The sequence below is a fragment of the Polynucleobacter sp. AP-RePozz3-80-G7 genome, from assembly GCF_018882145.1.
Lineage (GTDB): Bacteria > Pseudomonadota > Gammaproteobacteria > Burkholderiales > Burkholderiaceae > Polynucleobacter.
On the sequence record NZ_JACVPC010000001.1, the window covers coordinates 626,821 to 641,922 of the forward strand.

The 15,102-nt window shown below is 47.2% G+C and carries 16 protein-coding genes; 15 read left to right on the plus strand and 1 reads right to left on the minus strand.

Going from position 1 to position 15,102, the window contains the following annotated elements:
* Window positions 1–10: 10 nt before the first annotated feature.
* The 15 genes from plsX to nagZ all read left to right on the plus strand — a co-directional run bounded on the left by plsX (window position 11) and on the right by nagZ (window position 14,417).
* Window positions 11–1,024: a phosphate acyltransferase PlsX gene (gene plsX, locus ICE90_RS03480; protein ID WP_215321588.1), complete on the plus strand. Its 1,014-nt coding sequence runs from the start codon at window positions 11–13 to the stop codon at window positions 1,022–1,024.
* A complete protein-coding gene (locus tag ICE90_RS03485) occupies window positions 1,021–2,007 on the plus strand; it encodes a beta-ketoacyl-ACP synthase III (protein ID WP_215321589.1) in 987 nt (328 codons plus the stop codon). Before plsX ends, ICE90_RS03485 begins: the two co-directional genes overlap by 4 nt.
* A gap of 59 nt (window positions 2,008–2,066) precedes the next feature.
* Window positions 2,067–3,002: an ACP S-malonyltransferase gene (fabD, locus tag ICE90_RS03490; protein WP_215321590.1), complete on the plus strand. Its 936-nt coding sequence runs from the start codon at window positions 2,067–2,069 to the stop codon at window positions 3,000–3,002.
* Window positions 3,003–3,042: 40 nt separating this feature from the next.
* Window positions 3,043–3,786, plus strand: coding sequence for a 3-oxoacyl-ACP reductase FabG (gene fabG, locus ICE90_RS03495; protein ID WP_215321591.1), 744 nt, complete (start codon window positions 3,043–3,045; stop codon window positions 3,784–3,786).
* Between the two features lie 100 nt (window positions 3,787–3,886).
* Window positions 3,887–4,126, plus strand: a complete 240-nt coding sequence (gene acpP / locus ICE90_RS03500; protein WP_011902246.1) for an acyl carrier protein — start codon at window positions 3,887–3,889, stop codon at window positions 4,124–4,126.
* A 21-nt stretch (window positions 4,127–4,147) separates the two neighbouring features.
* A complete protein-coding gene (gene fabF, locus ICE90_RS03505; protein ID WP_215321592.1) occupies window positions 4,148–5,395 on the plus strand; it encodes a beta-ketoacyl-ACP synthase II in 1,248 nt (415 codons plus the stop codon).
* A 50-nt stretch (window positions 5,396–5,445) separates the two neighbouring features.
* The gene (locus tag ICE90_RS03510; RefSeq protein ID WP_255533283.1) at window positions 5,446–6,894 is read left to right on the plus strand and encodes a DegQ family serine endoprotease; all 1,449 of its coding nucleotides are present in this window, start codon (window positions 5,446–5,448) and stop codon (window positions 6,892–6,894) included.
* A 136-nt stretch (window positions 6,895–7,030) separates the two neighbouring features.
* On the plus strand, window positions 7,031–8,836 hold the full coding sequence (lepA, locus tag ICE90_RS03515) for a translation elongation factor 4 (protein ID WP_215321593.1): 1,806 nt from the start codon (window positions 7,031–7,033) through the stop codon (window positions 8,834–8,836).
* Complete coding sequence (lepB, locus tag ICE90_RS03520) at window positions 8,836–9,642, plus strand: signal peptidase I (protein WP_216190938.1); 807 nt, start codon at window positions 8,836–8,838, stop codon at window positions 9,640–9,642. The genes lepA and lepB overlap by 1 nt, the downstream gene beginning before the upstream one ends.
* 5 nt (window positions 9,643–9,647) lie before the next feature.
* The gene (gene rnc, locus ICE90_RS03525) at window positions 9,648–10,439 is read left to right on the plus strand and encodes a ribonuclease III (RefSeq protein ID WP_215321595.1); all 792 of its coding nucleotides are present in this window, start codon (window positions 9,648–9,650) and stop codon (window positions 10,437–10,439) included.
* A gap of 44 nt (window positions 10,440–10,483) precedes the next feature.
* Window positions 10,484–11,377 (plus strand): GTPase Era, encoded by an 894-nt coding sequence (era, locus tag ICE90_RS03530; RefSeq protein WP_216863838.1) that lies wholly within the window; start codon window positions 10,484–10,486, stop codon window positions 11,375–11,377.
* 5 nt (window positions 11,378–11,382) lie between these two features.
* Entirely contained in the window at window positions 11,383–12,117 is a 735-nt protein-coding gene (gene recO, locus ICE90_RS03535; RefSeq protein ID WP_215321597.1) for a DNA repair protein RecO, read from the plus strand.
* 12 nt (window positions 12,118–12,129) lie between these two features.
* Window positions 12,130–12,873 (plus strand): pyridoxine 5'-phosphate synthase, encoded by a 744-nt coding sequence (pdxJ, locus tag ICE90_RS03540; RefSeq protein ID WP_216190940.1) that lies wholly within the window; start codon window positions 12,130–12,132, stop codon window positions 12,871–12,873.
* 41 nt (window positions 12,874–12,914) lie between these two features.
* Window positions 12,915–13,307, plus strand: coding sequence for a holo-ACP synthase (acpS, locus tag ICE90_RS03545; RefSeq protein WP_216190942.1), 393 nt, complete (start codon window positions 12,915–12,917; stop codon window positions 13,305–13,307).
* A gap of 30 nt (window positions 13,308–13,337) precedes the next feature.
* Window positions 13,338–14,417, plus strand: a complete 1,080-nt coding sequence (nagZ, locus tag ICE90_RS03550) for a beta-N-acetylhexosaminidase (RefSeq protein WP_216190944.1) — start codon at window positions 13,338–13,340, stop codon at window positions 14,415–14,417.
* 68 nt (window positions 14,418–14,485) lie between these two features.
* Here the strand turns inward: nagZ and efp are convergent, their stop codons facing one another.
* Window positions 14,486–15,046, minus strand: a complete 561-nt coding sequence (gene efp, locus ICE90_RS03555) for an elongation factor P (RefSeq protein ID WP_072583128.1) — start codon at window positions 15,044–15,046, stop codon at window positions 14,486–14,488.
* Between the last annotated feature and the right edge of the window lie 56 nt (window positions 15,047–15,102).

Consider the following 15,102-nt stretch of genomic DNA (forward strand, 5'->3'; position numbering starts at 1 on the left):
CAATGAGCTTATGAGCGTTACTCTTGCTATTGATGCCATGGGCGGAGATCATGGAGTCGTCGTGACGGTTCCGGCTGCCTGCGATTTTTTAGAAAAACACGCTGATGTGAAGATTGCCCTCGTTGGCGATCCCGATTTAATCAAGCAAGCCTTGAGTAAATCTCCCAAAGCTCCTATGGAGCGCATTCAAATTATTCCTGCTAGTGAAGTTGTCTTGATGGATGATCCCATTGAGATTGCTCTGCGTCGCAAAAAAGATTCCTCTATGCGCGTTGCCATTATGCAAGTGAAGGAGGGCGCCGCCGATGCAGTGATTTCTTCTGGCAATACTGGTGCACTCATGGCGATCTCTCGCTACATTCTCAAAACGCTTGATGGCGTTGATCGTCCTGCGATTGCTACCGCCATCCCTAATGAATTAGGGCGCGGTACAACTATGCTGGATCTTGGCGCAAATGCTGACTGCGAGCCAATGCATTTGGTGCAGTTTGCCCAGATGGCAAACGTGATGGTGCAAGTGGTGGATGGCAAAGAAAACCCTTCAATTGGCCTTCTCAATATTGGTGAGGAAGTAATTAAAGGCAATGAGGTTGTTAAGCAAACCGGCGAGTTACTGCGCAAAACCTCTTTAAACTTTTATGGCAACGTAGAGGGCAATGATATTTTTAAGGGCACAACTGATATTGTGGTCTGCGATGGCTTTGTTGGTAACGTAGTTCTTAAAGCCAGTGAAGGTTTAGCAAAAATGATGAGCGGTTTGATTCGCTCGGAATTTAATCGCTCATGGCTTACTAAGTTGATGGCGATCTGTGCGATGGTGCCACTACTAAGAGTACGTAAGCGGGTTGATCATCGCCGTTATAACGGTGCAGTATTGTTGGGTTTACGTGGTTGTGTGATTAAGAGTCATGGTTCTGCTGATCGCTTTGCATTTGGCTTTGCCTTGGATCGCGCCTATGAGGCAGCTAAGAACCGCATGGTAGAGCGCATTGCTGCAGCCTTTGTGGTGGAGACAAAAGTATGAGTATTTTTGCAAGAGTAGCCGGTACCGGAAGCTATCTTCCTGAGTTGCGCTTAACTAACCAAGATTTAGTCGAGCGCCTTGCCAAAACTGGCCTAGAGACCAGTGATGAGTGGATTAAGACGCGAAGCGGTATTTCTGCACGTCACTTTGCCGCTGAAAATGAGTTGACTAGTGATCTGGCCGTCAAGGCAGCACAAGCTGCATTGATTAGTGCTGGTATTACCTCTGAAGATTTGGACCTCATCATTTTGGCCACTTCAACCCCAGATCATTTGGGCGGCTTTCCAAGTACTGCTTGCGTAGTGCAAGACAAATTAGGTGCGCACACTGCTTGTGCTGCTTTCGATGTGCAAGCAGTCTGCGCTGGCTTTACTTATGCGCTTGCTATTGCAGATGCGTTTATTCGTTCCGGTTCATACAAAAAAGTATTGGTGATCGGTGCTGAGACCTTCTCGCGTATTCTGAATTTCCAAGACCGTGGCACTTGTGTCTTGTTTGGTGATGGTGCTGGAGCTATTGTGCTTGAGGCTTCTAAAGAGGCGGGTATTCTTTCTACTGCATTACATGCTGACGGCAGTCAACGCGATATTTTGTGTGTTCCTGGGCGTGCTGGTAATGGCGAAGTGCATGGTTCCCCATTTATGATCATGGATGGTCCAGCGGTCTTTAAGCTTGCTGTGAAGGTCTTGGAGCAGGTAGCTCACGAGGCACTCGAAAAAGCGAACCTTAAGGCTGAGCAAATCGACTGGCTAGTACCGCATCAAGCCAACATTCGCATTATGGAAGGCACGGCTAAAAAGATGGGTATGTCCATGGATAAGGTGATCGTTACCGTGCATGAGCATGGCAATACTTCGGCTGCATCCATTCCATTGGCATTAGATGCTGGCGTACGCTCTGGGCAGATTCAGCGTGGACAACATCTCTTGCTAGAGGGTGTTGGCGGCGGGTTTGCTTGGGGTGCGGTTGCGATTAAATACTAAGGGCAGCACACTATTTTTATTCATTCATCTCTTTAATTTCTTTTTAGCGAATTAATCACATGACATTTGCATTTGTATTTCCTGGTCAAGGCTCTCAATCTGTTGGCATGCTCAATTCCATTTCTGAGCGCCCAGAAGTGCGCGCAACATTGCAAGAGGCTTCTGAGGCATTGGGTGAAGACGTTGCAAAGCTCATTTCTGAAGGCCCTGCTGAGGCACTGTCATTAACCACGAATACTCAGCCTGTGATGTTGACTGCAGGCGTTGCTTTTTATCGAGCCTGGTTAGCAGTAGGTGGATCTGCGCCCAAGGTAATGGCGGGTCATAGCCTTGGTGAGTACTCTGCCTTGGTTGCATCTGGCGTTATTTCTTTTAAAGATGCTGTTCCATTGGTGCGCTTTCGTGCTGAAGCAATGCAAACTGCTGTGCCGGTTGGTACGGGTGGCATGGCTGCGATCCTCGGTTTGGATGATGCCGCGGTGATTCAGATTTGCGCTGAAGCAAGTGCTGTTGCTGGCGGAGTTGTTGAGGCCGTGAATTTCAATGCTCCCGGTCAAGTAGTGATTGCTGGTGCAAGTGATGCTGTTACTAAAGCATGTGAGCTATTAAAAGTGGCTGGTGCTAAACGTGCATTGCCATTGCCAGTATCTGCACCATTTCACTCTTCTTTATTGCAACCCGCTTCTGAAAAGCTCAAGGGCTATTTAGCCAATATCGAATTTAAAGCCCCCACGATTTCTGTGATCAACAACGTTGATGTTGAAATTTTGAATGATCCGATTGCAATTAAAGATGCCCTAGTGCGTCAAGCCGCCAAGCCTGTGCGCTGGCAGGAAACTATTCAGGCTATGGCTTCTCAAGGTATTACTCAGGTAGTGGAGTGTGGCCCTGGCAAAGTATTAGCAGGCCTTACCAAGCGCATTAATGATCAAGTGACTGGTGTGCCAGTATTTGACGAAGCTAGCTTGAATGAAGTTCTGGCAAGCTTGAAATAAAACAAGATTAAAGAAATATAGAACTGAGCGGAAAACAAATATGAATCTCGACTTAAGCGGACAAATTGCCCTAGTAACTGGCGCCTCACGCGGTATCGGTCAGGCAATTGTGGATGAGCTGGTGAAGTGTGGTGCCAAGGTAATTGGAACTGCTACATCCGAGAGTGGAGCTAAAGCGATTGATGAGCGTTTAAAAGCTTCAGGCGGTGCTGGCAAGGTATTGGATGTAACCACCCCAAATGCTTGTGAAGAAATTATTGATCTGATCGTCAAAGAGTATGGCGGCATCAATATCTTGGTGAATAACGCTGGCATCACTCGCGACAATTTAGCAATGCGCATGAAGTCTGATGAGTGGACTGATGTGATTGATACCAACCTCAGTTCAGTCTTCCGTCTTTCTCAAGCAGTGATGCGTCCCATGATGAAGGCCCGTGGTGGCCGCATTATTAATATCACTTCGATTGTTGGCCATATGGGTAATCCTGGTCAGGCAAACTACGCAGCTGCAAAAGCGGGTGTTTCTGGAATGACCCGTGCCTTAGCCCGTGAAATTGGTAGCCGCAATATCACTGTGAATTGCGTAGCTCCTGGATTTATCGATACTGATATGACCCGCGCTTTGAGCGAAGAGCAGCAAAATACCCTAAAAGTGAACATTCCCTTAGCGCGTTTGGGTAGTCCAGAGGATGTCGCTCAAGCGGTAGCCTTTTTGGCTTCTCCAGCGGCTGGCTACATTACGGGTAATACCCTACACGTCAATGGCGGACTCTATTTAGCCTAACGGCAAAGCCAGGATTTGGTCATTTTTAGGCGAATTTGCTAATTCGGTCCGCCAAACTGATAAAATCCTTTCATCGTTTTTACAACCCCTGGGGAAATTAATGGACAACATCGAACAACGCGTTAAGAAAATCGTCGCTGAGCAATTAGGCGTCGCAGAAGGAGACATCAAGAATGAATCTTCTTTCGTGAACGACTTGGGCGCTGACTCTCTTGACACTGTTGAGCTGGTTATGGCTTTGGAAGACGAATTTGGCATCGAAATTCCTGATGAGGAAGCTGAAAAGATCACCACAGTTCAGCTCGCGATCGACTTCGCTACATCAAAAGCTCAGGGTTAATTCCCTAGCCTAGGTATTACTGTGTCAGTATCAAATGGCCGACGCCGGGTAGTAGTTACCGGCCTTGGTCTTATATCACCTGTTGGTAATTCGGTTGATGTAGCTTGGTCTAATTTGCTCGCGGGCAAATCAGGCATTGCTACTATCACCAAGTTCGACCACACTCCGCTTAGCGTTCATTTCGCTGGAGAGGTGAAAGATTTCAATGTCGAAGAATATGTTTCTGCCAAAGAGGCACGCCATATGGATACCTTTATCCATTACGGCATTGCTGCTGGTACGCAAGCTATTCGCGACAGTGGTTTAGAGATCACTGAACAAAACGCTGAGCGCGTAGGCGTCATGGTGGGCTCCGGTATCGGTGGTTTACCAATGATTGAAGAAACGGGCGCTGAGTTATTGGCTCGTGGCCCTCGTCGTATCTCGCCTTTCTTTGTTCCAGGCTCCATCATCAACATGATTTCTGGCCACCTCAGCATTTTGTTTGGCCTCAAAGGTCCAAACGTGGCTGCAGTAACAGCCTGTACAACGGGTTTACACAGCATTGGATTGGCTGCACGCTTAATTCAGTACGGTGATGCTGATGTCATGGTTGCTGGCGGTGCTGAATCCACTATCTCCGCATTAGGGGTTGGTGGCTTTGCTTCTGCAAGAGCGCTTTCTACACGCAATGATGATCCTGCAACTGCATCACGCCCTTGGGATAGAGACCGTGATGGTTTTGTTCTGGGTGAGGGTGCAGGCGTAGTGGTGATTGAAGAGTATGAGCACGCTAAAGCCCGTGGCGCAAAAATTTATTGCGAATTACTGGGCTTCGGTATGAGCGGTGACGCTTATCACATGACTGCCCCAAATATGGATGGTCCCCGTCGTTGTATGGTCAATGCAATGCGCGATGCTGGCCTCAACGCTGACCAGATTCAATATATCAATGCTCACGGTACTTCCACGCCGTTGGGTGATAAGAACGAAACTGGCGCTATTAAGGCTGCTCTTGGTGACCACGCTAAGAAGACTTTAATTAACTCCACCAAGTCGATGACTGGTCACCTATTGGGTGGGGCAGGTGGCTTGGAGTCAGTTTTCACGATTTTGGCTCTTCATAACCAAAAATCACCACCTACTATCAATATCTTCAATCAAGATCCTGAGTGCGACCTGGACTACTGCGCCAATACCGCTCGAGACGTGAAAATCGACCATGCAGTCAAAAACAATTTTGGCTTTGGGGGTACTAACGGTACCTTGATTTTTGGCAAACTGACCTAATATTCTTAATATCTTCATTGTTGGTTTTCACCAAGTAGGTCTATAGCTTTATGAAAAAGTACTTAATTGCGCTCTTGGCTATTTTTGGTCTAGGGCAAGTCGCGTTTATTCCGCCTGCGTTAGCTCAAACCCCTCGAGTCATTATTCCTGACTTTGCGGATTTGGTTGAGCGCGCCAGTCCTGCGGTCGTCAATATTCGCACTACTGAAAAAGTGGTAGTGCAGCAAGCGCAAGGTGGCATTCCGGGAATGCCAGAAGATCAAGCCGAATTCTTCCGCCGTTTCTTTGGCGTACCTATTCCGGGAATTCCAAATGGACCTAAACCAGCGCAACCTAATCCAGGCAAGCCGCAAGAAGCAGATCGTGGCGTAGGCTCCGGTTTCATTATCGAATCTAATGGTTTGATTTTGACTAACGCTCACGTTGTTGAAGGTGCCACCACTATCTATGTGACCCTGACTGATAAGCGCGAGTTCAAAGCAAAGTTACTCGGCATGGATAAGCGTACCGATGTTGCAGTCGTCAAAATTGAAGCGCGTGATTTACCAAAGCTACCTTTGGGTGATTCATCTAGGGTGCGTGTAGGTGAATGGGTGCTTGCAATCGGCTCCCCGTTCGGCCTTGAGAACACGGTAACTGCAGGGATTGTGTCGGCCAAGAGTCGCGATACGGGTGACTACTTACCTTTTATTCAGACTGACGTAGCCGTGAATCCAGGAAACTCTGGCGGCCCACTTTTAAATACTGCTGGTCAAGTGATTGGTATCAACTCACAAATATTTAGTCGCTCTGGTGGCTATATGGGCATCTCTTTTGCAATTCCGATTGATGAGGCAATGCGTGTGGCAGATCAATTGCGTACTAATGGCAAGATGACTCGCGGCCGAATTGGCGTTGCTTTAGGCGAGATGACAAAAGAAGTTGCTGAGAGTCTGGGTTTAGGTAAGCCTCGCGGAGCATATGTACGCAATGTTGAGCCAGGTGGACCAGCAGCAGCTGGTGGCATTGAAGCAGGGGATGTGATTCTTGGTTTCAACGGGCGCGATATTTCTAAATCAACCGACTTACCCAGAGTAGTTGGCGAAACGAAGCCAGGCACTTCGGTGCCAGTGCAAGTTTGGCGTAAAGGGGGAACCCGTGATTTAACGGTTACCGTAACCGATACCGAATCTACTCAGGCAGCCAATAAAAAGGCAGATGCCCCTGCGGCAAATGGCAATGGCGCCAATACCCTAGGGGTTGTTGTTGGTGAGCTATCGGATAACAAAAAGAAGGATTTGAATATCAAGGGTGGGGTTGAAGTGACCGGTTTAGGGGACGGCCCTTTAGCAAAGGCGGGGATTCGACCGGGTGACGTCATTATTCGGGTGGCAGATGCCGATATTACGAGCGTTAAGCAGTTTGAGGCTCTAATTAAGGGTTTGGACGCCAATAAGGCTGTACCGGTCTTTATCCGCCGCGCTGATAGCACTTTAGTTGTTCCTGTAAGGCCTAAATAACCCCATTTTGGGCCTAAAAAAGGGGTTTGGCGCCTTTTAGGCGCCACCCATTACAATCACTTTAAGACGACTTTTTGCAGCGCATCATCGTGGTGCGTTCTGACAAGGCGTTTTTTGAATGACCTATTAAGACGCTATGGATTTAATCCGCAATTTTTCTATCATCGCCCATATCGATCACGGCAAATCGACGCTTGCTGATCGCATTATTCAGCTCTGCGGCGGCCTCTCCGACCGTGAAATGGAAGCCCAAGTTCTAGACTCAATGGATATTGAGCGTGAGCGCGGCATCACCATTAAGGCGCAAACCGCAGCTTTAAATTACAAAGCCAAAGACGGCAAAATTTACCACATCAACCTGATTGACACACCGGGACACGTTGACTTCTCTTATGAGGTTAGTCGCTCTTTGTCTGCCTGTGAAGGTGCTTTGTTAGTCGTAGATGCCAGTCAAGGTGTTGAGGCGCAAACCGTTGCCAACTGTTACATGGCGCTTGAGTTGGGCGTTGAGGTTGTACCAGTACTGAATAAGATTGACTTGCCGCAAGCTGATCCTGAGCGCGCTAAAAAAGAAATTGAAGATGTCATTGGTATTGATGCTTCTGAAGCGGTTACTTGCTCAGCCAAGACTGGCTTGGGCGTTGCGGACGTGATCGAAGAAATGATCGCCAGGGTGCCGCCGCCAAAGGGTAATGCAGAAGATCCATTGCAAGCCTTGATTATTGACTCCTGGTTTGACAACTACGTAGGCGTAGTCATGTTGGTGCGTGTTGTGAATGGCACTTTAAAACCAAAAGAAAAAATTACCTTGATGGCCAATGGTTCAAGCCATTTAGTCGAGCATGTAGGTGTCTTTAGCCCAAAGTCAGTAGATCGTCCAGAGTTATCTGCCGGTCAAGTGGGCTTCGTGATTGCTGGCATTAAAGAATTAAAGGCCGCCAAGGTTGGCGACACCGTGACACATACTACTGGGCAGCAAGGGCGCGTTCCTGCGGCCGAGCCACTTCCTGGTTTTAAAGAAGTGAAGCCCCAAGTTTTTGCTGGCTTATATCCAGTAGAAGCGAGTGAATACGATCAGTTGCGCGAGTCCCTTGAAAAGCTCAAGCTAAATGACGCCTCACTCTTGTATGAGCCAGAGGTATCTCAGGCTTTAGGTTTTGGATTCCGCTGCGGCTTCTTAGGTTTGCTCCACATGGAGATTGTGCAAGAGCGTTTGGAGCGTCAGTACGGCATGAATCTCATCACGACCGCTCCAACGGTGGTGTATCAAGTAGAGCAATCTGACGGCACGCTCATGATGGTGGATAACCCTTCGAAGATGCCTGAGGCCAGCAAGATCAATACCATTCTTGAGCCTATCGTGACCGTTAATTTATACATGCCGCAAGAGTATGTTGGAGCGATGATTACCTTGTGTGTTGGTAAGCGTGGTATTCAGATGGATATGAATTACCTAGGTCGTCAGGTCAAACTCACTTATGAGTTACCAATGGCTGAGATTGTTTTGGACTTCTTTGACAAAATGAAATCCATCTCACGTGGATATGCCTCGATGGATTACGAGTTCAAAGAATATCGCCCAGCAGATGTAGTGAAGGTCGATATCCTCATTAATGGTGAGCGGGTTGACGCCCTCTCTGTGATTGTTCACCGCAGTAATAGTCAGCACCGTGGGCGGGAAGTGGTCGCTAAGATGCGCGGCATTATTCCTCGTCAAATGTTCGATGTGGCTATTCAGGCGGCAATTGGCAGCAATATTGTTGCGCGTGAAAACGTCAAGGCGTTGCGTAAAAACGTATTGGCTAAGTGCTACGGCGGTGACATCTCCCGTAAACGTAAGTTATTAGAGAAGCAAAAAGAAGGTAAGAAACGTATGAAGCAAGTCGGTAACGTGGAAATTCCACAAGAAGCCTTCTTGGCTATTCTGCAGGTGGAGGATTAATGAACTTTGCTCTAGTCCTTTTTATCCTGGTGATTGTTTCTGGAATCGCTTGGATTGCTGACAAATTGCACTTTGCCCCGCAAAGACGTTTGGCTGGTATTGACCGTATGCCTTTGTGGCTTGAATACACGGCAGGTTTCTTCCCAGTAATTTGTGCGGTATTTGTATTGCGCTCTTTTATCGCTGAGCCTTTCAAGATTCCTTCTGGCTCAATGATTCCAACATTACAAATTGGCGACTTTATTTTGGTCAATAAATTTACCTATGGAATACGTTTGCCGGTGCTCAATCAAAAAGTCGTTGCCTTGGGCTCACCCAAGCGCGGTGATGTTGTAGTGTTTCGCTATCCACGTGATGAATCGGTGGATTACATCAAGCGCATAGTGGCCTTGCCAGGTGACGAAATCACCTATGAAAATAAGCGTCTGACTATTAATGGTCAGCCTCTGCAATATAGTGGTGGCGAGCCGTATCTCGATCCCGAGAATATGCGCTATGCCAAACGTTTCACAGAGACTTTCCCGGTAGACTTGGGCGGCAATCGTCATGACATCCTCAATGATCCAGATCGTCCGGCTACCGTATTTCCAACCGAGCGTTTTCCGGGTTCTGAGTTCTGCCAGTACCAGCAGTCTGGTGTGACTTGCAAAGTCCCTCCAGGACATTACTTCGCCATGGGCGATAACCGTGACAACAGCGCAGACTCACGTTACTGGGGATTTGTACCTGATAAAAATATCGTAGGCAAAGCCTTCTTTGTTTGGTTGAACCTGGGTAATCTTGGCCGTATAGGCGGATTCGAGTAAATATCATGAATGCGCGCGCCGTTATCGAAACTGGGCCGCTACAAGAGCGCCTCGGCTATACCTTCAAGAAGCCAGAGCTACTAAATCAAGCCTTGACTCATCGCAGTCATAGCAAGAAAAATAACGAGCGCTTAGAGTTTCTGGGCGACTCTATTCTGAATTGTGTCGTTGCTGAAATGCTCTATGAGCGTTATTCGGACTTAGATGAGGGCGATCTCTCTCGCGTACGTGCAAACTTAGTAAAGCAACAAGCTTTATATGAAATTGCCCAAACATTATCCTTGTCGGATTACTTGCGCCTGGGCGAAGGTGAGTTGAAGAGCGGTGGCTTCCGTCGCCCCTCTATTCTTGCTGATACCTTAGAGGCAGTGACTGGCGCAATCTTTATGGATGGTGGTTTTGAAGCGGCTAAGGCCAGCTTACGTAAGCTGTATTCCATTATCTTGGCAAACGTAGACCCTAAAACCTTAGGTAAGGATGACAAAACTTTATTGCAAGAATGCTTGCAAGGCTATCAATTGCCATTGCCGACCTATAACGTTACCGGCACTACTGGTGCTGCACACAACCAGCAGTTTGAGGTGGAGTGCTTGATCCCTAGTCATAAAGTGGCGGTCAAAGGTGAGGGTGCTTCGCGTCGTGCTGCTGAACAAGCGGCAGCAAAGTTAGCTTTGATTGCTATGCTTAAGGCTTTACCGCAAGAATCTCGCAAACCCAAGAAAACTCGGTCGGCCAAGAAGAAAGCGGCCAAAAAAGAAGCAACCGAAGAGCAGTTCAATCTTAAGCTGAAGGGCTAATCGTGTTTAGATGCGGCACCATCGCCATTGTTGGGCGTCCTAATATGGGTAAATCAACTCTTCTGAATGCGTTGGTTGGTCAGAAGATCAGCATTACTTCTCGTAAAGCGCAAACGACACGTCACCGTATATTGGGTATTCAGAATCGCGAAGAAGCGCAGTTTATCTTTATCGATACCCCAGGCTTTCAGACCCGTTTAATGAATACCTTAAACAAAGCGTTGAACCGCACTGTCACTACAGCTTTGCAAGATGTAAACGTAGCGTGCTTTGTGGTTGAGGCTGGATACTTTGGTGAAGACGATAAGAAGGTATTGAAGCTGCTGCCAGATGACTTACCGGTTGTTCTGGTTCTGAATAAATTAGATCTGTTTAACAGTCGCTTTCAGACTCCATCAGAGCGTGACCAAGCTCTCCTTAGCTTCATTAAAGACATGGCTCGCCCTTGGTGCGAACTAGGTGGCCATGAAGACCAGAAGTGTGAGTTTTCTGAGATAGTACCGATGAGCGCCAAGAGTCCTGGCGATATTGAAAGATTGTTAGATGTCCTTGAGGGCTACCTGCCTGAGGCTGAGGCTGTCTATGATGGCGATACTATTACCGATCGCAGCGAGCGCTTCTTAGCTGCTGAGATTCTGCGTGAAAAAGTATTCCGCTTTACTGGCGAAGAACTGCCATACACCAGCACGGTAGTAATAGACCAGTTCAAGATGGATGGCAAGATGCGTCGGATTGCGGCAACTATTTTGGTTGATCGTGACAGTCACAAGGCAATGATCATTGGTCAAAAGGGTGAGCGTCTCAAGAAGATTTCAACTGATGCCCGCATCGATATGGAAAAGCTCTTTGACGGCAAAGTCTTTTTAGAGACTTGGGTGAAGGTTAAACGTGGCTGGGCAGATGATCGAGCTGAATTGCGGGCTCAAGGTCTGGAATAAGTTTCATGGCCTCGATTCGCATTGCTGACGAGCCTGCTTTTGTATTGCATAGCATTCCCTATAAAGAGACTAGCTTAATTCTGGATGTCTTTACTCGGCAATATGGCCGCATGGCTTTAATTGCTAAAGGTGCCAAGCGTCCACACTCAACCTTAAGACCTGTTCTACAGCGCTTCCAGCCATTATTAGTTTCTTGGAGTGGTAAATCAGAGCTCCGCACTTTAACGAAGTCAGAGTGGGTGGGGGGTATGCCTTCTTTGGTTGGCGATGCTTTGCTCTGCGGCTTCTATCTAAATGAATTGCTCGTCAAGTTTTTAGCGCGCGAAGATGATTATGAAAAACTCTACGATCGCTATTCTGAGACTATTAATGCTTTATCGAATCTGGAGTTTGAGTCTAAAGGCTTAGAAGAGATTTTGCGTCCGTTTGAGTTATCACTCTTGCAGGAGACGGGGTATGCAGCCGCCTTAGATCGCTGCGTTGAAACAAATGAAGTACCTCTAGCTCAAGAGCAATATGTCTATCAACCAGAGCGAGGGGTACGCCCTGTTCAGGCCGATGATCCTGGGCACTGGCCTGTTCTTACTGGTAAATCCCTTTTGGCGATTGCAGCGGGGGATTTCTCAGACCCTGAGACTCTTTCTGAGAGTAAGCAGTTAATGCGCTTTCTGCTGGGCTTGCATTTGCAGGATCAGGTATTAACGACCCGCCAAATTTTGATTGATTTGAAGAAAATCTAGTAATCTACACAGATGAGTAGCCCCCACACCCTTGAACTGGGTATCAATATCGATCACGTCGCCACTTTACGTAATGCACGAGGCACCGTCTATCCCGATCCGTTAAGGGCGGCAGCCTTGGCTGAGGAAGCTGGCGCAGATCTCATTACCCTTCACTTGCGGGAAGATCGTCGTCATATTAAAGATGCGGATTTATTAGCACTGCGACCACTGATTAAAACGCGCATGAATTTAGAGTGTGCGGTAACGCCCGAGATGATTGATATTGCATGCAAGGTTAGACCGCACGATGTATGCCTTGTTCCGGAGAAGCGTGAAGAAGTCACAACGGAGGGTGGTTTGGATGTCTTGGGGCATTTTGAGGCGGTGAAAGCCGCTGCAAAGAAATTAGTTGATGCTGGTATTCGGGTATCTCTATTTATTGACCCAGAAGAAAAACAAATCCAAGCAGCTAAAGAAGTTGGCGCAACCGTAGTGGAATTGCATACCGGTCGTTACGCTGATTTATCTGGAGCCGAGCAGGCAAAAGAGTTGGAACGTATTCGTAAGGCTGCGATATTTGGAAAAAGTATCGGCCTGAGGGTGAATGCTGGTCATGGTTTGCATGAGGGCAATGTCAGACTAGTGGCTGCCATTGCTGAATTATCCGAACTCAATATTGGTCATGCCATTGTGGCTGAGGCTTTGTTTAAAGGCTGGCAAAAAGCGATCACCGACATGAAAGTCTTGATGGCTCAGGGCAGAGCTAGTGCTTAAGTATTAATAACAGCAAATAACTAAAACCCATTACAGTAAATATGATCATCGGCATCGGCACAGACATTCTGCAGATTGAGCGCTTACAGGCGGCATACGATCGCACCAATGGCCGCCTGGCTGAAAAAATTCTGGGGCCAGATGAGATGTTGGTGTTTAAGCACCGCCTTGCCAGAAACCATAAGCGCGGGATTGCGTTCTTAGCTACCCGTTTTGCTGCCAAGGAAGCCTTCTCAAAAGCGATTGGTTTGGGAATGAGAATGCCTATGACTTGGCGTTCACTCCAAACCCTAAATGAGCCTAGCGGCAAGCCAATCACTTCGTACTTGGGTGCTTTGGCACAATTTATGCAGGAAAAAAATTGGGAAGCTCATGTTACTGTTAGCGATGAAAAAGATATGGCAATTGCGCATGTCATCGTTACTCAAATGTAAATAAAAAATACAGTTTAATCAGAGGAAGAAATGAGTAAGTCAACCATGGCCCCAGGCCCAGTCACTCTGGATGTAGTTGGTCTGGAATTAAATGCCGAGGATCGTCGACGCATCTTGCATCCCTTGACTGGTGGCGTTATTTTATTTGGTAGAAACTTTACTAATCGCCAGCAGCTCACTAAATTAACTGCTGCTATTAAGAAGCTGCGCCCTGATGTGCTTATATCCATTGATCATGAGGGTGGTCGAGTACAGCGCGCAAGAACAGACGGCTTTACCCACTTACCAGCTATGCGTAAATTGGGTGAATTGTGGAGCGCTAAAAATAAATCAACTCATGCCGCAGAATCTGCTGCTATCGCAATGGCTGCAGCAACAGCTTGCGGATATGTGCTCGCTGCTGAGTTGCGTGCTTGTGGCGTTGACTTCAGTTTTACACCAGTGCTCGATTTAGATTTTGGTCGCAGCGGTGTGATTGGTGATCGATCTTTTGGTCGCGATCCACAAATAGTCTTTGCTTTGTCGAAGAGTCTGAATGAAGGCTTACGTCTTGCCGGCATGGCCAACTGCGGTAAACACTTTCCAGGACATGGCTGGGCTGAGGCAGATTCACACGTGGCTATCCCGGTAGATGAGCGCCCCTTAAAGGAAATTTTGAATGATGATGCTAAGCCGTATGAGTGGTTGGATTTGAGTTTGGCATCAGTCATGCCTGCCCATGTGATTTATCCAAAAGTGGATAAGAACCCAGCAGGATTTTCAAAGATTTGGCTCCATTCCATCTTGCGTCAAGAATTAGGCTTTGAAGGTGTGATCTTTAGTGATGATCTCTCTATGGAAGGCGCAAGTGTTGCAGGGTCGGTAGTCAAGGGTGCAGAAATGGCTCTAGATGCTGGTTGCGATGCGGTATTGATCTGTAATCGTCCAGACCTTGCTGATCAACTACTCTCAAAATTAAAAGTCTCAAAAACAAAGCAATCTGAATCTGCAACACGTTTAAATCGTCTGATGCCTTTAGCGCCAGCGCCAATATGGAGTGAATTGCAGAACGAGGCCCAGTACCAGCACGCTAAAGGCTTGCTGGGACAGTTGGGACTTATTGCTGATTAAGTAAATATTGGTCTGTAGAAATAAAAAAGCCCGGCATGCCGGGCTTTTTAACATCTGTAGCTAGCTAATTAGTTAGCGCGGCTACGGTATTCACCGGTGCGAGTATCGATCTCGATCTTGTCACCGGTATTGCAGAATAGAGGAACTTGTAATTCATAACCAGTTGCCAATTTTGCATTCTTCAATACCTTGCCTGAGCTGGTATCGCCTTTAACTGCCGGCTCTGTGTAAATGATTTCACGAACCAATGAGTTAGGCATTGCTACTGAGAGTGCTTTACCTTCGTAGAATACTACTTCACACGGCATGCTTTCTTCGAGGTAGTTCAATGCATCACCCATGAACTCAGCTTCAACTTCGTACTGGTTGTATTCAGTATCCATAAATACATACATTGGATCTGCGAAATAAGAATAAGTGCATTCTTTCTTATCGAGAATCACAACATCAAATTTGTCATCCGCTTTGTAAACACCTTCGTTTGGCGCGCCGGTTAACAAATTCTTAAATTTCATTTTTACAACAGAGGAGTTGCGGCCAGAGCGGCTATATTCGGCCTTTAAAACGACCTGGGCATCGGTGCCGATCATCACTACGTTACCAACGCGGAGTTCTTGTGCTGTTTTCATCTTGCTATTCCTGGGGGCAGAGCTAATTTTCTGCGGTTTTTATCAAAAACAAGATT